At 66.5% G+C, this 22,270-nt stretch carries 21 protein-coding genes and 1 pseudogene; 9 read left to right on the plus strand and 13 right to left on the minus strand.

Annotation, left to right across the window (positions count from 1 at the left end; translation table 11 throughout):
* Positions 1-8 precede the first annotated feature (8 nt).
* From ACSQ1X_RS04575 to ACSQ1X_RS04585, 3 genes are read left to right on the plus strand one after another with little or no spacing between them, the layout of a single operon-like run.
* Complete coding sequence (locus tag ACSQ1X_RS04575; RefSeq protein WP_156372326.1) at positions 9-173, plus strand: hypothetical protein; 165 nt, start codon at positions 9-11, stop codon at positions 171-173.
* A 52-nt stretch (positions 174-225) separates the two neighbouring features.
* Positions 226-1,575 (plus strand): MFS transporter, encoded by a 1,350-nt coding sequence (locus ACSQ1X_RS04580; RefSeq protein ID WP_055799420.1) that lies wholly within the window; start codon positions 226-228, stop codon positions 1,573-1,575.
* 7 nt (positions 1,576-1,582) lie between these two features.
* On the plus strand, positions 1,583-2,350 hold the full coding sequence (locus tag ACSQ1X_RS04585) for a triose-phosphate isomerase family protein (RefSeq protein WP_436056806.1): 768 nt from the start codon (positions 1,583-1,585) through the stop codon (positions 2,348-2,350).
* Here the strand turns inward: ACSQ1X_RS04585 and ACSQ1X_RS04590 are convergent.
* A complete protein-coding gene (locus ACSQ1X_RS04590; RefSeq protein ID WP_436056807.1) occupies positions 2,347-6,051 on the minus strand; it encodes a TM0106 family RecB-like putative nuclease in 3,705 nt (1,234 codons plus the stop codon). The genes ACSQ1X_RS04585 and ACSQ1X_RS04590 overlap by 4 nt on opposite strands.
* 176 nt (positions 6,052-6,227) lie before the next feature.
* Between ACSQ1X_RS04590 and ACSQ1X_RS04595 the strand changes: the two genes are divergently transcribed.
* From ACSQ1X_RS04595 to ACSQ1X_RS04605, 3 genes are read left to right on the plus strand one after another with little or no spacing between them, the layout of a single operon-like run.
* Positions 6,228-6,833, plus strand: a complete 606-nt coding sequence (locus tag ACSQ1X_RS04595; RefSeq protein ID WP_436056808.1) for an SOUL family heme-binding protein — start codon at positions 6,228-6,230, stop codon at positions 6,831-6,833.
* The gene (locus ACSQ1X_RS04600) at positions 6,823-7,353 is read left to right on the plus strand and encodes a nucleoside deaminase (RefSeq protein WP_436056809.1); all 531 of its coding nucleotides are present in this window, start codon (positions 6,823-6,825) and stop codon (positions 7,351-7,353) included. Before ACSQ1X_RS04595 ends, ACSQ1X_RS04600 begins: the two co-directional genes overlap by 11 nt.
* A 32-nt stretch (positions 7,354-7,385) precedes the next feature.
* A complete protein-coding gene (locus tag ACSQ1X_RS04605; protein ID WP_436056810.1) occupies positions 7,386-7,775 on the plus strand; it encodes a hypothetical protein in 390 nt (129 codons plus the stop codon).
* Positions 7,776-7,822: 47 nt separating this feature from the next.
* On the opposite strand, the gene ACSQ1X_RS04610 is transcribed toward ACSQ1X_RS04605, so the two are convergent.
* Entirely contained in the window at positions 7,823-8,119 is a 297-nt protein-coding gene (locus ACSQ1X_RS04610) for a hypothetical protein (RefSeq protein ID WP_028272106.1), read from the minus strand.
* Between the two features lie 228 nt (positions 8,120-8,347).
* Here ACSQ1X_RS04610 and ACSQ1X_RS04615 point away from each other — a divergent pair, with 228 nt between their 5' ends.
* Positions 8,348-10,822 (plus strand): Tex-like N-terminal domain-containing protein, encoded by a 2,475-nt coding sequence (locus ACSQ1X_RS04615; protein WP_436059259.1) that lies wholly within the window; start codon positions 8,348-8,350, stop codon positions 10,820-10,822.
* A 62-nt stretch (positions 10,823-10,884) separates the two neighbouring features.
* Positions 10,885-12,714, plus strand: coding sequence for a gamma-glutamyltransferase family protein (locus ACSQ1X_RS04620; protein WP_436056811.1), 1,830 nt, complete (start codon positions 10,885-10,887; stop codon positions 12,712-12,714).
* 174 nt (positions 12,715-12,888) lie between these two features.
* Here ACSQ1X_RS04620 and ACSQ1X_RS04625 read toward each other — a convergent pair.
* From ACSQ1X_RS04625 to ACSQ1X_RS04665, 9 genes and pseudogenes are all read right to left on the minus strand, one after another.
* Positions 12,889-13,071, minus strand: a pseudogene (locus tag ACSQ1X_RS04625) (HNH endonuclease); the annotation flags it as partial.
* A complete protein-coding gene (locus ACSQ1X_RS04630; protein ID WP_436056812.1) occupies positions 13,014-13,328 on the minus strand; it encodes a hypothetical protein in 315 nt (104 codons plus the stop codon). The gene ACSQ1X_RS04630 and the pseudogene ACSQ1X_RS04625, both read right to left, overlap by 58 nt.
* Positions 13,329-13,410: 82 nt before the next feature.
* A complete protein-coding gene (locus ACSQ1X_RS04635; protein WP_436056813.1) occupies positions 13,411-14,439 on the minus strand; it encodes a DUF4862 family protein in 1,029 nt (342 codons plus the stop codon).
* The gene (locus ACSQ1X_RS04640; protein ID WP_436056814.1) at positions 14,436-15,173 is read right to left on the minus strand and encodes a fumarylacetoacetate hydrolase family protein; all 738 of its coding nucleotides are present in this window, start codon (positions 15,171-15,173) and stop codon (positions 14,436-14,438) included. Before ACSQ1X_RS04640 ends, ACSQ1X_RS04635 begins: the two co-directional genes overlap by 4 nt.
* Positions 15,173-15,922, minus strand: a complete 750-nt coding sequence (locus ACSQ1X_RS04645) for an amino acid ABC transporter ATP-binding protein (protein ID WP_436056815.1) — start codon at positions 15,920-15,922, stop codon at positions 15,173-15,175. Before ACSQ1X_RS04645 ends, ACSQ1X_RS04640 begins: the two co-directional genes overlap by 1 nt.
* On the minus strand, positions 15,919-16,620 hold the full coding sequence (locus ACSQ1X_RS04650) for an amino acid ABC transporter permease (protein ID WP_436056816.1): 702 nt from the start codon (positions 16,618-16,620) through the stop codon (positions 15,919-15,921). The genes ACSQ1X_RS04645 and ACSQ1X_RS04650 overlap by 4 nt, the downstream gene beginning before the upstream one ends.
* Before the next feature lie 8 nt (positions 16,621-16,628).
* Positions 16,629-17,426, minus strand: coding sequence for a transporter substrate-binding domain-containing protein (locus tag ACSQ1X_RS04655; protein ID WP_436056817.1), 798 nt, complete (start codon positions 17,424-17,426; stop codon positions 16,629-16,631).
* 234 nt (positions 17,427-17,660) lie between these two features.
* Complete coding sequence (locus ACSQ1X_RS04660) at positions 17,661-19,109, minus strand: amidase (RefSeq protein WP_436056818.1); 1,449 nt, start codon at positions 19,107-19,109, stop codon at positions 17,661-17,663.
* Entirely contained in the window at positions 19,106-19,810 is a 705-nt protein-coding gene (locus ACSQ1X_RS04665) for a GntR family transcriptional regulator (RefSeq protein ID WP_436056819.1), read from the minus strand. Before ACSQ1X_RS04665 ends, ACSQ1X_RS04660 begins: the two co-directional genes overlap by 4 nt.
* A gap of 136 nt (positions 19,811-19,946) precedes the next feature.
* Between ACSQ1X_RS04665 and ACSQ1X_RS04670 the strand changes: the two genes are divergently transcribed.
* The gene (locus ACSQ1X_RS04670) at positions 19,947-20,981 is read left to right on the plus strand and encodes a bile acid:sodium symporter family protein (protein WP_436056820.1); all 1,035 of its coding nucleotides are present in this window, start codon (positions 19,947-19,949) and stop codon (positions 20,979-20,981) included.
* An 82-nt stretch (positions 20,982-21,063) separates the two neighbouring features.
* Here the strand turns inward: ACSQ1X_RS04670 and ACSQ1X_RS04675 are convergent, their stop codons facing one another.
* The gene (locus tag ACSQ1X_RS04675; protein ID WP_436059260.1) at positions 21,064-21,741 is read right to left on the minus strand and encodes a DUF2071 domain-containing protein; all 678 of its coding nucleotides are present in this window, start codon (positions 21,739-21,741) and stop codon (positions 21,064-21,066) included.
* A 68-nt stretch (positions 21,742-21,809) separates the two neighbouring features.
* Positions 21,810-22,217 carry a DUF1622 domain-containing protein gene (locus tag ACSQ1X_RS04680; RefSeq protein ID WP_436056821.1) on the minus strand — a complete coding sequence of 136 codons (408 nt, stop codon included), beginning with the start codon at positions 22,215-22,217 and terminating at the stop codon, positions 21,810-21,812.
* Positions 22,218-22,270 lie beyond the last annotated feature (53 nt).

The following is a 22,270-nucleotide window of genomic DNA, read 5'->3' on the forward strand; positions in this document are numbered from 1 at the left end:
GGCCAGCCATGGCACAGCACAGCACCCCCGCAAGACTGTCCGCAAAAGCACGGCCGGCATCATCACGGCCGGCGACAGGGCTCAGGTCCTGGAGCCGTGGACGCCAGATTTACCTCGCCGTGGGCATCCTTGCCTGCCTCGCCGGGATCATGATCATCGCGTTCTCCCGCTAGGACCCGAAGTACCCCCTTCGTTCGCAACTGATTTACTCAAAGAGGAGTTTTGATGTCCCTAACAGCAACGTCCACGAAGGAGCTCCTGGATTCGCCGGTCCTCAAATCGGCGATTTCCAAAGCTTCGTTCCGGCTCATGCCCATGCTCGTCATCCTGTACGTCGTGGCCTTCCTGGACCGCACCAACGTGGGCTTCGCCGAAGCGGCGCTCGGCGTGGACCGCGGAGTCACCGCCGGGGCCTACGCCCTTGGCGCCGGCATTTTCTTCATCGGCTACGCACTGTTCGAAATCCCCAGCAACCTGCTCCTGACCAAGTTCGGCGCCAAAGTGTGGCTGGCCCGCATCGCCATCACCTGGGGCATCGTGTCCGCGTGCTTCGCCTTCGTTCAGGGCGAGACGTCCTTTATCATCCTGCGCTTCCTGCTCGGCGTGACTGAGGCCGGCCTGTTCCCGGGCGTCATCATGTTCCTGGCGGCCTGGTTCCCGAACAAGGTGCGCGTGAAGATGTTCGCCATCTTCTACCTCGCCCAGCCGTTCTCCCAGATGATGGGCGCCCCGCTCTCCGGCTGGCTGATCAACATCGGCGACCAGGTTCCCGGCGTGGCCGGCTGGCAGGTCATGTTCTTCGTCGAAGGCATGCTCGCAGTCCTGGCCGGCATCGCCGCGTACTTCTTCCTGATCAACAGCCCGCAGGACGCAAAGTTCCTGAACCCCGGCGAAAAGAAGGCGCTGCTGGATGTCATGGCACTGGAGGACACGGTCAAGGAAGAAACCGGTCCCCGCGGCGTACTCGCGGCCATGAAGAACCGCAAGGTCTGGTACTTCACCGTCATCTACTTCTGCCTCCAGGTGGCGGTCTACGGCGTGACGTTCTACCTGCCGCAGCAGGTGGCACAGCTCACGGGCCAGAAGGTGGGATTCGCCGTCGGCCTGATGGCGGCCATCCCGTGGTTCTTCGGCATCTTCGCCTGCTACTTCATCGGCAAGGCGGCCAACACCATCGTCCGCCGCCGGGTGTGGGGCACTGGGCTGTTCATCTCCACCGGTCTCTGCATCTTCGGCTCGGCGTGGGCCGGCGCCAACCACATTCCGGCACTGGGCATCATCTTCATCACCCTGGCGGTGTGCAGCTTCCTGTCGATCGGACCCATCGCCTGGTCCTACCCGACGGCGTTCCTCACCGGCACGGCCGCGGCCGCGGGCATCGGCCTGATCAACTCGCTGGGCAACCTGGGCGGTTTCGTGGCCCCGATCCTGCGGACCACGGTCAACCAGGTCACGGCGTCCGACACCGGAACGATGGGTGTTTACGCCCTGGGTGTTCTGCCGTTCCTGGCGGCCGCGATGATGTTCGCGACCAAGAGGTTCCAGAACAAGGCAGACGAACTGCTTGAGAAGTAGCAACAGCTTGAACAGTAATAACAGTGCCGTGACGTATGTCGGGGTCAGCGCCAAGATGTACCTGGGTTACCGGGACAGCCTGGGCTGGCTGGAGCGCCTGCGGCACGAAGTGGACTCCCGTCCGGCCCTCGCGGCCGGGCGGGTTGTCCCGTTTGTGATCCCGTCCTTCCCGGTGCTCCCCGCGGCCGCCGCTCTGGTGGAGGGTTCGGCGCTGCTCCTCGGTGCGCAGAACTGCGGCTGGGCGGATGGCCCGTGGACCGGTGAAGTGGCGCCGTCCATGCTCGCCGAGCTGGGCGTCCAACTGGTGGAGATCGGCCACGCCGAGCGCCGCGCCCACTTCGGCGAAACCGACGCCGTGGTGGCGCTCAAGGTCCGGGCAGCGGACGACGCCGGGCTGACGCCGCTGCTGTGCGTTGGCGAAGACTCCGCCGCCGCCGCCCGGGATGCAGCAGATTTTGTGTTCCGTCAGATCGGCGCTGCCGTCGGGGGCGACTGGGCGCTGGCCACGCGCCTCGTTATTGCCTACGAGCCGGTCTGGGCCATCGGTGCCGCCGAGCCTGCGGACGCCGGCTACGTGTCCGACGTCGTGAATCACCTCCGCGGCCTGCTCGCCCGTCACGGGCTTCAGGGACTTCCGGTCATTTACGGCGGTTCAGCGAAACCCGGCCTGCTTCCGCGGCTCGGCGGCGTTTCCGGACTTTTCCTGGGCCGCTTCGCACACGACGCCGCGAACTTCGGCAAGGTGCTGGATGAGGCGCTGCTGCTTGCCCCCTAGTTTGTGGCGGACCGCCGGCCCTGGCTGGGGGCCGACCGCTGGCACAGTCCGATAAAACCGCCCAGCTGTTCGAGCCCTTCCGGATGGGTGGGCAGGTAGTTGGTCAGTTCCGGTGCCCGCACCACCACGGCGCGCCATTTGCCGCGGGATACCGCCACGTTGATCCGGTTCCGGGAGAGCAGGAATTCCATGCCGCGCGGAGCCTCGGCCACCGCAGAGCAGGCCATGGACACGATCACCACGGCGGCCTCCTGGCCCTGGAATTTATCTACGGTGCCCACACGGACCGCCGTGTGGCCGGCCGTGTCGAGGGCGTCCCTGATCAGGTTCACCTGGGCGTTGTAAGCCGCCACCACCAGGATGTCTTCCGGCCCCAGCGGACGGCCGCCGGCTTCATCGTGCCACATCAGACCCAGGTGCCTCCCGACCTGGCGCACCACTTCAGCGGCTTCCTCCGGGGAGGACGTGATGTTGCCGCTGTGCGGGACCAACACGGTTTCGATTCCGGCAGGAACGCCCGCCAGGATCCGCAGATCCGCCGCGTTTGCTGAGCGCAGCCTGCCCTCGTAGGAGAGCTCCGAAACGGCTTCGCACAGGGGTGACGCCATCCGCCATGAGTCCGCGAGGAAGTACCCGAGCTCGGGCGGAAGCGTGGCGCGACCCGCGGAGATCCAGCCGAGCGCGGATTCGTTGACCGGCTCCGGGTGGGTGCCCTGGCTGACCTGGGGGAGCTGCTGCGGATCTCCTAGCAGCAGCAGCCGAGGGCTCGCCTGGGCAACAGCAAGGGTGTTCGCCAGGGAGAACTGCCCGGCCTCATCGATCACCAGCAGATCGAGTGACCCGGCGGGAACCGTGGAGCCGGTCATGGTCCAGGCAGTGCCTCCCACCAGCGCTCCGCCCGGGGAACTGAGCAGCCGTTCAACGTCCGCGGCGTCCCGGTAGTGCCATGGCAAGGTACCGTCGTGTTTCACGTCCTTCGCTACACGGCGCGGGTCAACTCCGGCTTTTGCCACGGCAGTGCAGAGCAGGTTCTCCACCACCGCGTGCGACTGGGCCACCACACCCACTTTCCAGCCGCGGGCCACGAGCCGCGCGATGACGTGCGAGCCGACGTGCGTCTTGCCGGTGCCCGGCGGCCCCTGGACCGCGAGGTACGAATGGTCGAGCGCCTCCACCGCAGCCGTGATGGCGTCAATGAAGCGGTCCGGTCCGCCGGCCGGTGCGGGGAGCGGACCGCCTGTCACCAGCCGCGGCGGAATCCGGCGCACCAGGTCCAACGCCGGGTGTTTCCGGAAGACAGGTTTTCCCGGTGCCCCGGCCTTGCCCGGTGCGGCTTCTCCCGGGGCGTCTGCCGAGCCGTCCGGAAGGCCGGCAGCGACCTGGTCCGCCAGCAGGGCCAACGCTTCCTCCAAGCTCTTGGTGGCGATGGGCTGGTCTTCGGTCAGTGCGATGGGCAGGTTGTTGTGCGGCTCGATCTTCCGGTGCAGCTTGTCCCGGATCACCACTGTGTCCCGCCCGTCTTCGTGGCCGAGCTCAAGAACCTCCGTCCCGAACCACCCGTTGCGCCCCGACCCGTCGCTGCCCGTGCCCTCAAGCCCGGCCGGCAACGGACGGTCGTACATCCGGAACCACTTGCTGCCCTCGCGGAGATCCGAGCCGGCGCTCACCGTTCCGGTCAGCTGCACCCTGCGTTCCGGGAGCCTGGTGCCCACCTTGTGCCAGTCATCGAGGATGCGGGCTTCCTCCACGAGGAAGACGTTACGGTCCTGCTGGTGGGTGTCGGGGCCGTTTTCGCAGCGGTCAAAATGTGCCCACCAAAACGCCTTGCGCTCGCGGCGGTGGTAGCTCACGGCCGCATCCACCATGGCGACAGCCTGGATATCGGAAGCGGGGCCGCCGAGCTCACCGCCTGCGGCGCGGAACTCCGCCGCCCGGGCCAGGAACGCCCGAATGGCGAGTTCAGAACGCCGGACGGCGGCATCGTCGTCGGACTCAGCTGCCCCCCGCCCTAAATTTCCGGCAGGACCGGCACTTCCGGGTGCCGGGCGGATTCCCCGCTCGGCGGCTCGCCGCAGCAACCAGTCACGAAGCTCCAGCGTGGAGAGGCAATCGTATTGGTTGTAGTCGGAGATGCCGGCGAGGATGGCCGCGGCGTCCTCGGACAATCCGGCGTCGCGCGCTTCGCAGTAATCGGCGTATGCCACGACGGAGGCGCCGGCGTCCTTCACGTCCCCGGAGCGGAGGTTGCTGCCCATGTACAGCGGCTCCAGTTTCTTGATGCTGTAAGAGTTCTCGGAGATGCGGATGCTGTTCCGCACCGTCTGGTACAGGTCCACCAGGAGTCCGTCCCGCAGCCAGTTGTCCACGACGTCCTCACCGGCGACGTGCATCACCGACAGTTTGCGGAGCGCGGTCTTCTCGTAGGCGGCGTAGTGGTAGACGTGCATGTCAGGGTAGTGGCGCCGCCTGTCTTCCACATAGTCCAGGAAGTCGAGGAAGGCCTGCTTCTCCGCGGCGCGGTTGTGGGCCCAGAAGGGCTTGAACACGGTCCGGCGGTCCGGTTCCAGCGGAGCTTCGATAACTCCGAAGAGGTACTCGAGCCCCCAGACGCCGGTGGCGCTGTCCTGCCACAGCGGATCCCCTTCAAAGTCGAAAAAGATGTCGCCGGGGCTCGGCGGGGGCAGTTCCGCCAGCGTGTTCTCCGGGATCACCCGGTAGCTGATGCTGTGCTGTTCGCCGTCCTTGGCGTAATTGACGGAACCTTCTGCCGTGCCGGTGTTGCTTTGCATCCTGGCCTGGTCCTGCATCAGCAGCAGGGAGGGGCTGGCGCCGGGCAGCGTGGCATCGGCCAGCTGCTTGACCGTGAAGATCCCTTGCGCGTGGAGTTTCTTCCGCTGCGCCGAGTTCATCCGCGCGACCAGCAGGAGGTCGTCCGTAGCTTTGACCTGTTCCTGGCAGTAGTCGCAGCGGCCGCAGGCGACGACGCCGGACGCTCCCCAGCTGACGGCGTCGGGCTGGTTACGGTGGCCGGTGGTCAGCGCGAGGAACCTGTCCCGCCGCTCGCGGAACACCGGGAGGATGTCAGCGAGCTTGTGGCTGCTCCGGACATAGTCGAAGCCGCCTCCCACAGTTTCAATGGTGGCACCAAGGATGAGGGTGACCGCCGGGTCCGGTGCGATTCCGGCATGCAGCAGCTGGTCGCCGTACGCGGCCAGCTGGAGCAATGCCGTCACTTTGGCATGGCGGGCCAGTTTGGTGTCGTACACGGCGTAGCTGCCGTCGTCCTGTTTGACCAGGAAGTCGGAGCGGCCGTGGAACCGGCCGTCGAAGAAGGCCGCCTGGAACACGACGTCCGCCCCGGCCCGCAGCGCATCGATCGATTCGGCATGCTTGGCCTGGAGGGTGGCGCGGTCCATTGCTGTGGCGGCGGCGACGTCGTACACGCCTCGGCCGGTGGCGGGATCCCACGGGCCGAACTCAGCCAGGAACTTGTCCAGGACCTTGTGCTCGTGGACGTCACCAAGCTTCGCCGTGCGGGCCAGCATCTCGTCGGGCTCGAATTCGGCCCTGGCGGACCTGCCCAGTTTTTCATCGAGTTTGCGGAGCAGCTGATACTCGCACGTTGCCGCGATCACCAGATCGCTGGCGGAGAAGACCAGGTCCTGTGCCAGATCCGGTACTTCCGGTTCAAGAAGAAACACTGCGCCTCGTTGCTGTAGATGTTGCGGTGCCGGTTGTTGTGAGTTGCCGCTGATGTCTTATTGCCAAGCTACCAAAGGGCCCTGACAAATTTGGCTTGGGCACTCCCCGTTCGGCTCTGCCGCTGCCCGCCAGCCTCTGGCCCGGGCAGGCACGGTCGGCGTAAGGTCTGAGGAACATGACTGAACAGCAGCCTTTTGAAGTCGTCCAACGGTTTCCGGATTTTGAAGTGCGCCGTTACCCGGCGCACTCCGTCGCCGAAGTGAAGGTGAACGCGACCTTCGACAGTGCGGGCAACGCTGCTTTTCGGCTTCTTTTCGGCTATATCAGCGGTAACAACACCGCACGCGAGTCCGTGTCCATGACCGCCCCGGTCCTGCAAAGTCCCGCGCCATCCCGGAAACTGGCAATGACGGCGCCGGTGGTCCAGAGCGGTGCCCTCGGCGACAGCGAATTCGTTGTTGCGTTCGTTCTTCCCGCCAGCATCACCGCAGAAACAGCTCCCGTTCCGAATAATCCGCGAGTGGAAATCCGGGCCGTGCGCGGTTCGATGGCCGCCGTCCTGGGATTCTCCGGCAGGGGGACCGAAGCGGCGTTCGAGAAGCGGAACAGTGTCCTGCAGGAAGCTCTGGCTCAAGCCGGCCTTAGGCCAGTCGGAGCGCCCCGGTTCGCACGCTTTGACCCGCCTTTCAAACCCTGGTTCCTCAGGAAGAATGAAGTGGTCCAGGATATCGAGGAGTCGGCGGGACTTGCCGGCCACAAGGGAGGGCCGCATGAGCAATAAACCGGGTGACCACACCGCCACCGAGGCAGCCGCCTCAGCCCCCGCCACCTACGATGAGGCAGCCTTCGAAGCAGCTGTCCGGGCCGCGGCGCAGAGTCTCAGTGAAGGCGGCATCCCCATCGGTGCCGCGCTGGCGAGGGGCAATGAAGTGATCGCCAGCGGCCACAACGAGCGCGTGCAGCACGGCGATCCCATCGCCCACGGCGAGATGGCTGCGCTCCGTGCTGCCGGGCGCCAGAAGAGTTACCGCGACACCACGCTCTACACCACCCTGGCTCCATGCGCGATGTGCACCGGGACGATCATCCAGTTCAAGATTCCGCGGGTGGTGGTGGGGGAGGCCAGGACATTTCCTGGCGAATTCGAGCTCCTGCGCTCGCGGGGCGTTGAAGTGCTGGTGCTGGACGACCAGCGCTGCGTGGACATGATGCTCGGTTTCCAGCGCGACTACCCGGAACTGTGGGCCGAGGACATCGCCGAGGATGCGCCCGCGGACTCTGCCCGCGTTCCAGGGAAATAGGGCGAGACGGAATACCGGCACGGGGCGGAGACATGGACCGAGACCGCATGGCCTTGACGGCAGTGAAGTCATTCCACACGCTGGCCTGGTTCCTGATCGAAGCCTGCATGGTCTACCTCTTGTACGCGGGAATCCGCGGTCGCACGGACAGGCGTGCCGGGGTGGCCGCGTGCGTCGTTGCCGGTGAAACGCTCGTTTTTGCCGCCAACGGCTTCCACTGCCCGCTGACCGCTGTGGCCAAAAACCTGGGAGACGAGACGGGGTCGGTGACTGACATTTACCTGCCCAAGTGGTTCGCGAGGAACCTCCCGGCGATCCATGTTCCGCTGATCCTGCTGGCGGTGGCGCTGCATCGCCGGAACAGCATCGCTGCGCGGGCGCGCAGACAGAAAGAGCTCCTGACCGGGCGGCCCGACCGGTAACCAAGCCCGACCGGTAACCAAGCCCGACCGGTAACCAAGCCCGCCCGCTACAGGAACGCTTCGCGGCCGGTCCCTTCCCGCAGCAGGAGTTTGCCGTTTTCGATGGACACGAGGAGGCTCTTGGGCCTGCCGCTGAGCTTGACGCCCCCGGACAAGCCCCGGCTGGTGACATCGACGCCGATAGTTGCCCCGCGCGCCGGAACCTCGATCGCGACTTCTTCGGCGATGCCAAGCAACGGATTCGTGGAAAGTTCGGTGTCGCGCCTGGCCTGCTTGCCGTTGACGAAAACCGTGACGTTGTCCTCCTCAAAGCCGCCCTGAAGGATGATGAGCAACTCCTGCATCGTGGACCGCCTCCGTAGATCGTCGGGCTCCCCCAACTGCCACTACATCACTTCTTTTCCCTTGTGGATAGCCCCAGTTTTGGCTGCCGCGGGGAGGTGCAGAGATGGCACAGCGTCACAGTGTCGGTCCGGTAAGGCAAAATGATCTGGGTGAACCACATCCCGCAGCGCCCCTCCGCTTTCCCTGCCGGTACACCGGCCACAACACCGGCCAGCCCGGTCACCACCATGTCTGCCGGCTCAACTGCCGAGCACATCGCGGCCCAGATCGCCGGCGAGCTGGGGGTCAAGGCGTGGCAGGTGAAGGCCGCGGTGGAACTGCTCGACGGCGGCTCGACCGTTCCCTTCATCGCCCGGTACCGCAAGGAAGCCACCGGGACGCTGGACGACACCCAGCTCCGCGACCTCGAGGAGCGGCTCCGGTACCTCCGCGAGCTGGAGGACCGCCGTCGGACAGTCCTGGAGGCGATCGCCGGGCAAGGCAAGCTGACACCGGAACTGCAGGCCGCCGTCGTCGGCGCCGATACCAAATCCCGGTTGGAAGACATCTACCTTCCCTTCAAAACCAAGCGGCGGACCAAGGCCCAGATCGCCCGTGAGGCGGGTCTCGAGCCGCTCGCGGATGCCCTTCTCAAGCGCCCGGAACTGGACCCGGAGCGCGAGGCCGCCAAGTACTTGAACGCTGAACATTCCATCGAGGACGCCGCGACAGCGCTGGCGGGTGCCCGGTCCATCCTCGTCGAGCGGGTGGCCCAGGACCCCGATCTCGCCGCTACCCTCCGCGAACGACTCTGGACCCAGGGCCGCATGGTGTCGCAGGTGAAGAAGGGCCAGGAGGCCGAGGGACAGAAGTTCAAGGACTACTTCGACTTTTCGCAGGCGCCGTCCGGGATGCCGTCGCACCGTGTCCTGGCGCTGCTCCGCGGGGAAAAGGACGGGGTGCTGGAGCTGGATCTCGCTGAGGCGGAACCGTCAGACGACGCCGCCCTGGCCGCCGCCCGCGGCCGCTACGAGTCCGCCGTGGCCAGGTTCCTCGGGGTCGCGGACCGCGGCCGGCCAGCCGATGAATGGCTGCTGCAGACCGCGCAGGTGGCGTGGCGCTCGCGGGTGCTGGCCCGGCTCACGGCCGACCTGAGGGGGAGGATGTTCGCCGCAGCCGAGGACGAAGCCGTGCGGGTTTTCGCCGCAAACCTCCGCGACGTGCTGCTGGCGGCCCCGGCAGGCAACCGGGCAACCCTGGGACTGGACCCGGGACTGCGCACCGGCGTGAAGGTGGCCGTGGTGGACGGGACCGGCAAAGTGGTGGCCACCGACACGGTCTACCCGCACGCCCCGGCGCGCAAGTGGGACGAAGCCCTGGCCACGCTGGTCCGGCTGGCGCGCCAGCACGCCGTCGAACTGGTGGCGATCGGCAACGGGACGGCGTCCCGCGAGACCGACAAGCTCGCCCTCGAACTGATCAAGAAGCTGTCCGCGTCGGGAGCAGCGGCACCGGAAAAGCTGGTGGTGTCCGAAGCCGGTGCCTCAGTGTATTCGGCGTCGGCCCTTGCTGCGGCCGAGCTGCCCGGCATGGATGTCTCCCTGCGCGGGGCGGTCTCCATCGCCCGGCGCCTGCAGGATCCGCTGGCCGAGCTGGTGAAAATCGAGCCGAAGTCGATCGGCGTCGGGCAGTACCAGCACGACGTCACGGCGGCGAAGCTGGACCGCAGCCTGGATGCCGTGGTGGAGGATTGCGTCAACGCGGTGGGAGTGGACGTCAACACGGCGTCGCCTGCGCTGCTGAGCCGCGTGGCCGGCGTCGGGCCGCTGCTGAGCGAGAACATCGTGGCGTACCGGAACGAGCACGGACCGTTCGCCAAGCGCAGTGATCTGAAGAAGGTGCCGCGGCTGGGGGCCAAGGCGTTCGAGCAGTGCGCCGGGTTCCTCCGGATCACCGGGGGAGCGGAGCCGCTGGACGCTTCAAGCGTGCACCCGGAAGCCTACCCCGTGGCGCGGAAGATCCTGGCGGCCGCAGGCGGCGGAAAGTCAGCTGCCGGGAAGGCAGCTCTTAGCGGGTCCGGTGCCGGCAGCCTGGCTTCGCTCAACGCGCAGGATTTCGTGGAGGGCGCCTTCGGACTGCCCACGGTCCAGGACATCTTTTCCGAACTGGAGAAGCCCGGACGGGACCCGCGGCCGGCCTTTGCAGCCGCCAAGTTCTCGGAAGGGATCGAGAAGATCTCCGACCTCCGTCCCGGGATGATCCTGGAGGGAACCGTCACCAACGTGGCCGCGTTCGGGGCGTTCGTGGATGTCGGAGTGCACCAGGACGGACTGGTGCATGTGTCCGCGCTGGCCAACCGCTTCGTGTCTGATCCACGCGAGGTGGTGAAGTCCGGCCAGGTGGTGCGGGTGAAGGTTCTTGAGGCCGACCCGGAGCGGAAGCGCATCTCGCTCACGTTGAGGCTCGACGACGAACCGGCACCTTCCGGTAGCCGGCCGACTGCCGCGGCGGGCAGGCCGGCTGCTTCCGGTCGGCAGGCCAGCAGTGCACCACGGCAGGGGAGCGGGTCACCCCGCCAGGGGAGCGACGCCAAGCCGCCACGGAGTAGCGACCGTCAGCCGCGGAGAGACGGCGCCGACGCCAAACGGACGCCGCCGCCCAAGCCCGCTCCGGTCAACACAGCCATGGCCGAGGCGCTGCGGAGGGCCGGCTTGGGCAAGTAGCCGCCATCGACCGTCGCGGTGAGTCCCTCCTGTGGCTGGCGGCCGTGGCTACAGTGGTCCCCATGACCTTTACCCGGCCTGAGCCTTTCACCACGCGCCCCACCCTGCGGGGAACCTTCGGGATGTCCGCCTCGACGCATTGGCTTTCGACGGCGGCTGCCCAGTCGGTGCTGGAACGGGGCGGGAACGCGTTCGACGCCGCCACCGCAGGGGCGTTTGTGCTCCACGTCGTTGAGCCGCACCTGAACGGTCCGGGCGGGGACATGACCGCGGTGTTTGTCACGGCTGCGGAACCGGGCAAGCCGGTGGTCCTGATGGGGCAGGGGCCGGCTCCCGCGGGAGCAACGGCGGAGCACTATCGTTCGGAGGGCTTGGAACTGGTGCCCGGTTCGGGCGCCTTGGCCGCAGCGGTACCTGCCGCCGTCGACGCATGGCTCCTTTTGCTGCGCGACCACGGAACGTGGGAACTGCCGGCGGTGCTGGAGTTCGCGATCGGGTACGCCCGCGACGGCCATCCGGTGCTGGGACGGGTGGGTGCGACAATCGCGGCGGTTTCCGAACTGTTCCGGGAGCACTGGCCCACGTCGGCCGAACTGTGGATGCCGGATGGCCGCGTCCCTGCGGAGGGGGAGTTGGTCCGGAATCCGGCCCACGCGCGGACCCTTGTGCGTCTGGCAGAGGCAGGGGTTTCAGAGTCCACGCGGGAAGCGCGCATCGACGCCGCCCGCCGCGAATGGCGCGAGGGTTTTGTCGCAGCGGCGATGGTGCAGTCCGTGCAGGCGCCGCACCGGCATTCATCCGGCACCGACCATCGGGGTGTGCTGTCACTGAATGACCTGGCGGCCTTCGAGGCAGGCTACGAGCCCGCTGCGACTCTTCAGTTCCGGGGGCACACGGTCGCCAAAACGGGCCCGTGGGGCCAGGGTCCGGCGCTGCTGCAAACCCTTGCGATCCTGGATGGATTCGCCGACGAGTACCTCGACCCGTCCACCGAACTCGGCGCGCACACGATCCTCGAGGCCCAGAAGCTGGCGCTCGCCGACCGGGAAGCCTACTACGGCGACACTGACGTTCCGCTCGACCATCTGCTGTCCGCCGGGTACGCCGCGGAGCGCCGTGCGTTGATCACGGAGCAGGCGTCGCATGAGTTCCGGCCCGGCCGGGTTCCCGGGCGCGAACCGTTTACCCCGCCGCTCCGGAGGGAGTACGTGCCGCCAGCGCTTGTGAACGACGACGACGGGCCGGGCTTAAGCGGGAACGGCGCCGGAGTGGGGGAGCCGACCGTGCTGGCAACCGGCGAGACGCGCGGCGACACCTGCCATCTCGACGTGGTGGACCGCTGGGGAAACATGATTTCGGCGACTCCGTCAGGCGGCTGGCTACAGTCCTCCCCGGCGATTCCCGAGCTGGGGTTCTGCCTGGGAACGCGGCTGCAGATGACCTGGCTCGAACCCGGAACGCCGTCAACGCTCACGCCGGGGAAGCGCCCCCGCACCACCCTGACGCCGACTCTCGTGCTTCGGAACGGCACGGCTGTCACCGCACTGGGCTCTCCGGGTGGCGACCAGCAGGACCAGTGGCAACTGCCGTACCTCTTGCGGACTATCGTGGGCGGCTACTCCCCGCAGCAGGCAATCGATGCGCCGACGTTCCATACGACGTCGATGCCGGGGTCGTTCTGGCCTCGCACCTGGGAGCCGGGCGGCGCAGTCGTGGAGGACCGGCTGGGTGAGAACGTCATTGCGGGCCTGGTACGTCGCGGTCACCGGATCACGCGGGCAGGCGGCTGGACGCTGGGAAGGCTGTCCGCCGTTGTGCGCGATCCACTGACGGGAGTCCTGCAGGCCGCAGCGAACCCCCGCGGCGCGCAGGGCTACGCGGCGGGGCGGTAGCCGTTCAGCACGGGGTGTCTCCGCCCTTTGATTCTTGAAGGGCAGCGACGTCACTTCACCAGGCGCGAACGGTCACTTGCCGCCCGGCCCGCCCCGGAACGGCTCCGGGGGCGCGCTTTGGTCTGCCACCGCCGAGATATGCGCCCGTGCGTGATTGGTCCCGGTCGCTCAGCGTCAGGCTGAAAGCAAGGTTGTGAAGTAGGTGTTTCGTCGGGGGACCTGTCGTGGGTCGATGTGGGGTGGCGGGATGAACCAGGGGATCCCGGTTTTGACGTGGATCTGCCACTGTTCCTTGTGGATCAGGTGGTGGTGATGGCTGCAGAGCAGGGTGCCGTTGTCTGTGCTGGTGGTTCCGCCGCGAAGTCGGCCGCCGCCCGGAAGCCCTTCACCCCGGCGTCCTCGGCCGCCGTCGAACTGGCACGTTTGAGCAGCGCAAGGCTCCGGGGAAGATCACCGGACCCGCCGCCGTCGGACGCCAACGCCTGAGAAGTCTGCAGACTGGCGGGGACACTGCGCAGGCCCGGACCGGAGGTAACCCGAACAGCAGAAGCGGCGGCGGGCAGTGCCGCCCACCGCAACGCCCCTCCTGCTGCGAGTTCCCCCAAGACCTCCATGGGACAACTCTCCCAGCGACCTACGACAAAATAGCGTCTCCAAGTGGGCCGAAGCCGCTACCGCCTTGAAAGAGCGTTCGTCTCAGAACCCGGCTTCGCGCACCGCAGCGATGGATCCCGAAACGACGGCAATGCGCTGTTCCACGTTCGCGCTGCGGGGTGCCGAAACCTTCAGGCCGCGGTACGGACGGCTGGGGCCCAGACCGTTGCTCATCCCGGCACCGGCGGTAACCGCAAACTCCCGGATCCGGTCCGCAGTCAACAGGGAACGGGGCTCCAGCGGGGCGGGAGGGAGGTGCATGTCGTCCCAGGCGCGGCCGAACGCCGTATCAACCGGCGAGCATCCGGAAAGCACGACGCCGGCCAATACCCCGGCGTCGGTGGCCAGTTTCAGGTGCCGGCTGGGCGCGCTGACATCCTGCTGTTCAATCACGGAGCGCGCCCAGTTCACCGCAAGGCCGACGCCGGCATCGGCTGCCGTGATCGCCTCGATTTCCGCTTCCAAAGGCAGGAATCCCTTGATCCACGGTTTGTTGCCGATCGCGGCGTCGCAGTGTTCCAGCACGGGCCGGGCGCCGTCCCAGGCGTAGCCGGCCAGCTCAGCCAACGACGCTCTTAGCGCGCCGGCTGACGCGCTGGCAGCGGACACACCAGCGGAAGGCCGGGGTGCACTGAACAGGTGAACCGCGCGCACGGCCTGCCGTCCAACGGCATCATTGAGGCTGCGAACAGCCTCAGCCGTCCGAAACACCGCAGCTAACGCCGCCTGCCGTCCACCGGTGTCCGTGGAGGCGAGCCCAAAAGCCGGCTCTCGACCCAATCGGTCCATGGTGTCCGGGATAGTGGTGACAGTAAAAGCCAGGTGTTGCGGCAGGTGCCGTACAGCGCGAAGTAACCAGCCGCCGTCGTACTTATGCAATGCGCCACCAGGCAGCCCTCCGCTACCGGAGGCGCTGCCTCCCACGGATCCATGGAACGGAATCTCCAGCCCGGCCACGTAGGGGAGTGCACCGACCGCGGACAGGTAGGCCGCCTCGTCCGACGGGTGCCACGAATCGATGGCAGGCGCGGCCGCGTAGGCACTCAGGATCAGCCCCGGCGAAGAAGTCACACCCGCGCCATCCGGTCCGAACGAACCCTTGCGGCCACGGGATTGGTCAGGAGACCGACGCCACCGACCTCGACCGAAACCGTGTCGCCCGGCTGGAGCTCCAGGACGGATTCGTCAGGTGCGAAGGGTGTTCCCGTGAGGATCACGTCGCCCGGATACAGGGTCATGAACCGCGAACAGAACATCACCAGTTCAGCCACCGAAAACACCATGCTGGCCGTGGTCGAGTCCTGAACCACAGCGCCGTTGATCCGCGTGACGATGCTCAGCGACTGCAGGTCCGGCAATTCGTCGAGCGTCACGAGCTCAGGTCCCAGCGGGCAAAACGTGTCCAGGCTCTTGCCTCGGGTGGACTGGATGTCGGCCGCCTGAAGGTCCCGCGCCGAAACGTCGTTTGCCACCGTCACACCGGCGATTGCCTTGAGCGCGTCTTCCGGGCTGTGGGCATCCTTCAGCAGGCGGCCGACGACGACGGCGAGCTCACCTTCGCAGACCACCGTTCCGGTAATCACGGGGTCCAGGACGATCGGCTGGCCGTCCCCGGCCAGGCTACCGGGGAACTTGCCAAACACCAGGGGAATGCGACCCGCGGCCCGCCGGGGCCCATCAGGCCAGTAGTTCTCACCGATTCCTATGAGCTGGCCTGGAATGCGGACTCCCGGCAGCGCCTCGGACTCCAGATACGGACGCGCACCGAGGGAAGCCGCAACCAGGGTGAGCGGATGGCGTGCCATCAGTGGCTCAGGTGGGATGCGTAGACGCGGAGCCGCGGGTGCTGGAACACCTCGTCCGGCGGCCCTTCCGCCACGATGCCGCCATGTTCCATGAAGATCACCCGGTCCGCCACCTCGCGGGCGAACTTCATCTCGTGGGTCACGATCACCATGGTCATGCCGGTTTTCGCCAGCTTGGCCATGATGTCCAGGACCTCGTTGACCAGTTCAGGGTCCAAAGCGGACGTGGGCTCGTCAAACAGGATGGCTTTGGGCTCCATCATCAGCGCCCGGCAGATGGCCACACGCTGCTGCTGCCCGCCGGAAAGGTCTGCCGGGTAGGCGTCCGCCTTTTCCTCGAGGCCCACCGAGCGCAGTTTCTCCAGCGCACGGGGTTCGGCGACGGCGCGCTTCTCGCGTTTGGAGATGACGGGACCCTCAAGGAGGTTGTCCAGGACGGTCCGGTGCGGCCACAGGTTGAACTGCTGGAACACCATGGAGATTTCCCGCCGCAGCCAGGTCAGCCGGAACTGGTCCAGCACACCCAGCTTTCCGCGTGCATTCGGCGTGTAGAACACCTGCCGGCCGTCCACGTGGATGCGCCCGGAATCAGGGACTTCCAGCATGTTGATGCAGCGCAGGAGCGTGCTCTTGCCGGCGCCGCTGGGGCCGATGATGGCCACCACCTCGCCCGGCAGGATGCGCAGGTCCACGTCTTTGAGTACTTCGCGGGAACCGTAGCTCTTGGTCAATCCGGTGATGCTGATCATGCCATGCTCCCTACGGTCTCGCGGAGTGATTTCGTGGTGCCCATTTTTCGGCCGGTCTTCTTTTCGATGATGATCTGGAGGACCATCAGGAGGCTGGTCATGGCCAGGTACATCGCAGCCACGACGCCCAGCGTCTCCATGACGTTGTACGTGGAGTTATAGGCCTTCTGCCCCTGAAGCATCAGGTCGGGGACCGTGATCACCGAAATCTGGGCCGACTCCTTGAGCATGATGATGCAGTTGTTGATGTACGGCGGGGTCATCAGGCGGATGCCCTCGGGGCCGGTGACGCGGAGGAACTTCTGCAGCGGGTTCATGCCGACGGAGTCGGCCGCTTCCAGGTGTCCGGTGTTGACGGACTTGAGCCCGGCCCTGATGATTTCCGAGAAGAACGACGCCGAGTTCAGGCTCATGGCGATCAGGCCCGCCGAGAACGCGTCCAGGGTCAGCCCGAACGGCTTCGTGTAGTAGAAGAAGAACAGCGAAAGCATCAGCGGAAGGCCCCGGAAGAACCAGACGTACGCCGCTGCGAAGATGCGCAGGGCGCGGATCCGCGAGAGCCGCAGCGTGGCGATCACGTATCCCAAAACGGTGGCGCAGACGATGGCCGCGGCCACGATCCCCAGTGTTGTCAGGGCGCCGTTCAGGAAGATGGGGAAATATTCGGCTGCTACAGAGCCGGGCTCAGGGATATTCATAGCGGCAGTTACTCCGGGATTGCCACGGTGAAGCCGAACCACTTCTGGTTCAGTTTCTCCAGGGTGCCGTCCGCCTTCAGTTCGGCGATGATCTTGTCCACCTTGGGCTTCATCTCGGTGTCGCTCTTGGGAAGTCCGACGCCGGCGGGCTTGGTTCCGTACACCTCGCCCACGATTTTCAGGTCCGCTGCGAGGGGGGAGTTCTTCATGAAGTTCTCCGCGGCGATTCGGCCGGTGGCAAAGACGTCGATGCGTCCGGCGGCGACGTCGGCGAAGCCTTCAGGGGCGCCGGGGTAGGCCTTGAGCTCGGTGAACCCGCCGATGCCCTTGACGTCTGATTCAGTGCCGGAGCCGCCGATTGCGCCCACTTTGAAGCCGTCGAGTTTGCTGACGTCCTGGACTGAGCTGTTGTTCTTGGACACCACTGCCACCGCGCCGTCGGCGAGGTAGGGAGCGGAGAAGGTGATGGACTGCTTGCGCGGTTCAGTCATGGTGAGGCCTGACATCACGGCGTCGAACTTCCCGCTGTTCAGCCCCGGGAGAAGTCCGGACAGCTGACCCTCAACGAATTCTGCTTCCATGCCGAGTTTGTCCGCGATCATGGTGCCCACTTCAATGTCGAAGCCGGTGAGCTTGCCGCCCTCGGAGAAAGTAATGGGGCGGAATGTGCCGCTCGTGGCGATGGTGAACTTTTCCTTCGCGGCCGTGCCTGCGGAGGCGGTGCTACTGGCTGAGCAGCCGCTCGCGGCGAGGGCCAGAGCGGCCAGAGTGGCGACGACGGCGGCTTTGCTAGTGCGTGAAAACATGCGTTGCTTCCCACTTTCAGTGATCCAGGTGCCAGTGATGATTGCCTGACAGCTAAGACGCTATGGGTTACGTGTGTCCGGGAATCGCCTGCTTCGTTTCCGAAATGTTAATTATGAATTCTGTAGACAATTTTACAATTTGGGGAACCTGCAGCCCGCTGCGGCAGCCCCGTTGGCAGCCTTGTCGGCAACGCAGGCGTGCCCCGAAGGCGTGCCCCGATCAGGGTGGGAACCTCAGATATCCAGGCTCTCCAGCACGAGGGCGAAGTCCAACGCAGTCAGTTCGCCGCCCGGGCCTGCCACAATTTGCACGGACAGCGGCAGGCCCTCTTTGGACAACCCGACCGGCAAGGACACCGCAGGGCATCCGGTCAGCGTGACGGCCCGGCAATGCCCCATGATTTCCCAGCCCTCGGCTGTCTGGCCGTCGATGTCCAGGCGGCCGTCGGGGTCGCCCGCGGGGCCTCCCGCCACCGGGAGCAGGGCGATGTCCACCGCCGCAAGCTGGGTCAAGGCGGCGGAGCGCGCGGAATTGGCAGCCTGCCAGGCAATCTCCACGTCGGCGGCAGTGGCAGCGAACGACGCCTGGATGGTCTGGAGATTGGCGGCTGTTACGCCGTCTTCGCGTCCCTTGACGGCCGCGGCATGGTCCACCATGGGATCCACGGCCCGAAGCCGGTTGTAGGGTGGCAGGCAGTCCGCGAACAGGTCCGGCTGGTGCCGGACCGTGTGGCCGTCGCCCGCCAACGCAGCGGCCAGCCGCTCCATCAGTGCCGTGACCTCCGCGCGGACGGGGCCGAGCGCGGCGCCGTCGCTCCAGGTGATCCGGAACGGGCGCCGGGAGCCCGCGGATGGCATGAGGCCTCCGGTCGATTCCTGCCGGTCGGCCACGCCACGGGCCTCGGCCCCGGACATGATGAGATACGCCGACCGCAGGTCGCGCACGGACCTGGCCATGGGGCCGATGGTCTGGAACGTACCCTGCATCCCCGGGCTCGCGGCCGGCACGGTTCCGTTCGCTCCGAAACTGCCGCCAACGCCCGGAACCTGGCCGTCCCCGGGAACAGAACCAATGCCCGGACGAAGCGCGGCGACCCCCACGCACTGGGCGGGCCAGCGGACGGAGCCGCCGAAATCGGTGCCGACTCCCAGCGCAGAGATGCCTGCGGCCAGCGACGCGGCCTCGCCTCCGCTGGAGCCGCCTGGCGTGTTCGCCGGAAACCGGGGGTTGCCGGTCCTGCCCAGGAGGGGGCTGTCGCACGTAACGCCGAAGGCGAACTCGGGGCAGTTGGTCTTGCCGATCAGGATCGCGTCAGCGTCCAGCAGGCGCTGGACTGCCGGCGCCGTCGTCGTCGCCACTGTCTCCGCAAACGCCTTACTGGCGCCCGTGATGGGGAGGCCGGCGACGGCGATCACGTCCTTGACGCTGAACGGCACGCCGGCCAGCGGTCCCAGTGCCTCACCGGCGGCGCGGCGGCGGTCGACGGCGGCAGCAGCGCGGGCGGCCCGGTCCCAGTCTTCGGTGATGAAAGCGTTCATCGCCCGGCCGGCCGGGGACTGGGCGCGGGTTCGGGCGTCGGCCACGACGTCGAAAGCGGTCAGTGATCCGTTCTGGACGGCTTCGGCAATGTCGGTTGCGTCCAGCATGCCCGTGTTGAGTTGTTGCAGCACTGACGCCGTCATCCCGCAATGCCTGCAGGGTGTGCCCCGGATTCCTGGCCTGCGGCCGATTCCGCGGAGCTTCCCCCGCGCTCGAGGTAGTCGCGTTCGCCGTGCTCTTCGAACTCGCGGCGAATACGCTCAGCATCTCCGGACCGCAGGCATGCGAGCAAAGCCGCATGCCGGTCGCAGCCCTTGCTGAGGTCGCCCTTGGTGCGGGCCTCGCTGATCACGTTGGCTGCCATGCACAGCTGCATCTGGAGCATGAGGGAACGGTAGGCATCTGTCAGCCGGCGGTGGCCGGCAGCTTCCACGAGTGCCGTGTGGAAGTCAACGTTGGCCTGCACCACGGTGGCTTGGTCGCCGCGCTTGGCGGCGGCCCTCATGGTGGTCATGATCGGATCCAAAGCCGGGTAGGCGGACGGGTCTTTCCTGGCGAGCAGGAGGTCCAGGGCAAACATTTCCAGTGCCCGCCGGAGTGAGTAGATCTCGTTGATGTCCGACTCCGTCATTTCCACCACGCGATAGCCCCGGCGCGGTGTCTGTTCGAGCAGGCCTTCACTTTCCAGCATGCGCAGTGCTTCGCGCAGGGGAGGGCGTGAGATGCCGAGCCGTTCGGCGAGCGGGGGTTCATTGAGTTTGTCGCCCGTCGCCAGCTCGCCGCTGACAATCAGCTTGCGAATCTCCTGTGCTGCGAGTGAAACAAGGCTTTCCTGGACGATCATGCTTCCAGACTACTGTCTACAGATTGTCAATCGACTCGCTCCGGCAGGAGTTTACACATCGTTAACACCGGCGGACGTTTTGTAAAAATGTCTACAGTATTCTTAAGCGGATCGTCGATGCGGAGGGTGCTCATTCATGGGAATTTTGGGAATTGGAGCGGCCTCGGTCAGCAGGCGCTTCGGCTGGCTGGATCCGTTTGTGGTGCTTCTGCTGCTGACGCTGGTGGCGGCGGCGGTATTCCCGCCGCAGGGGGAGCTGGGGTCTGTCCTGGCCGCAGCCGGCGGCATAGCGGTGGCGGTGCAGTTCTTCATCAGCGGGCTGCGCCTGTCCACCTCGGCAGCAGTACAGGGGTTCAAGGCATGGCGGCTCCATCTGGTCATTGCTGCCGCCTCTTTTGTGTTCTTTCCGCTGATGGGACTCGGGGTGGCGGCGGCATCCTCCTGGTACCTGACTCATGAGCTGGTGGCCGGGCTCCTGTTCCTGACCATGCTCCCCACCGCGGTGCAAACGGCCATCACCTTCACGGGTATCGGGAGAGGCAATACGGCCGCGGCTGTTTGTGCGGCCTCCATCTCCAACCTGCTGGGGATCGTGGTGACGCCGCTGCTCGTGGCGCTGGCGTTGGGGTCCTACAGCGGGATGAACCTCGCCTCGGCTGTGAAGATTGTGCTCCAGATAGTGCTTCCGTTTGTGCTCGGACAGCTGCTCAACCGGTGGCTGGGCGGCTGGGCTGCCAGGCACGCCCTGCCCTTGAAGATCGTGGACCGCGGAGCCATCCTCCTGGTGGTCTATGCGGCCTTCGGTGCCGCCGTCGCCAACGGGCTGTGGCAAAAGCTGCCGCCGGCGCAGCTGGCCGTGACCGCCGGGATCTGCGCCCTTATGCTGGCTGCGGCGTTGACGGTGACGTCCCTGGCAAGCCGGAAAATGGGCTTTGCGCGGGCTGACTCCACCGCCATCATGTTCTGCGGATCGGAGAAGAGCCTCGCGACCGGCCTGCCCCTGTCGGCGATCCTGTTCCACGGCCCGCTGGCCGGCGTGGTGATCCTCCCGGTGATCATGTACCACGCCATGCAGCTGGTGGTGTGTGCCGCCATCGCCCGGCGGGTGGCACGAAGGCATGCTCCCGATCCGGGCACTACAGCCGTCCGCGAGGCCGCGGAGGTTTCCTGAGCACTCGCCCCGCAGGGAAGCGCGAACGGACACGTGCGGCCCCAGTCTCCAGCCCCCGCCGACCGCCCTGCCACCGTCCCCTTTATGCCCCCAGCACCCGCGGCGGGCCGAACTGCGTCCGGACGCCGGGGGAGTACAACACGGACTCGGGTGGACCCGACACCTCTAGTCCGGCGGCGCTGATCAACCCGTCTTCAAGGACCGTCGGTTCGGCGCGGTACAGGGGCCATGCCGTGTGGGTGTTGGGGATGTAGAGCGTGCGGCCGCGGAAGCGGGAGTGCAAGCCGAATCTCGCCGTCAGGTGGATGGAGAGCGGATCCGCGGCGACGTCGTCCAGCACCGGAACCACCGCAAAGTCGCTCGTCGCCCCATGCCGAAACCGGCGCACGGAATAGCCAGTCGACGGGTCTCCTGGACCGCCCCGACGGAAGCGTGCGTGCGACCACACATAGGGAATTCCGGCGGCGCGTGCGGCCAGCACCACGGCCAGCCGGTCCGCGTCCAAGCTCAGGAAGACCACGCCTCGGGTCCCGTCCGGCTCCCGTGAATACAGCCGGACGTTGATCTCGTTGAAGTCCCCGAAGAACGGCACCGCGGGCCCGCGGCCGATGCCCGCCTGCTGCATGCGGAAGCCGATCAAGCCCACCCACGCTGAGCCGTCGAATTCGTCCGGCACGACTCCGGGCGGCATGAACGCCGCAGCCGCCCCGGCGGGAATGCGCCAGTGCAGGAACACGGCATCCGTCCACCGCTGGTCCATGATGACCGGGGAGGGCAGCTCGGGCGGATCCGGCCAGAGGTCGGGGAATTCCACGGCGGACAAGGGCTTCAGCCGTCAGTGGACGAGCTCGAGGAGCCGGCGGCGGCCGCAGCGCCCGCAGGCTGTTTCTGCCAGGGCCAGCGGCCGGTGATTTCGAGCTCCAAGGAGAAGCTCAGGAAGGTCCGGATGAGCACGATGATCGCCAGCACGCCCACGCTCTCGAAGGTGGGCGTTACGGCCACCGTCCGGATGATGTCCGCCGCCACCAGGAGTTCGAGCCCCAGGAGGATGGAACGACCCAGCAGTTGCCGGTAGGAGCGGTAGACGGAAAGCGGTTCGGAGCCTTCGGGCAGGCGTTTCGGCTGGAACCCGCGCAGGGCCATGGGAATGGAGACGACGGCGCCGATCACCATAACGGCGACGCCGGCAAAGTCCATGAACCTGCCGACCGATTCGATGATGTGCTGGAAATCCACAGTTCCCCCTACGATGCTTCGGTCACGAACAAGGATTCGGAAACAGGCAAGTG

This window comes from Arthrobacter sp. LjRoot78 (assembly GCF_964254335.1).
In the GTDB taxonomy this organism is placed as follows: Bacteria; Actinomycetota; Actinomycetes; order Actinomycetales; family Micrococcaceae; genus Arthrobacter.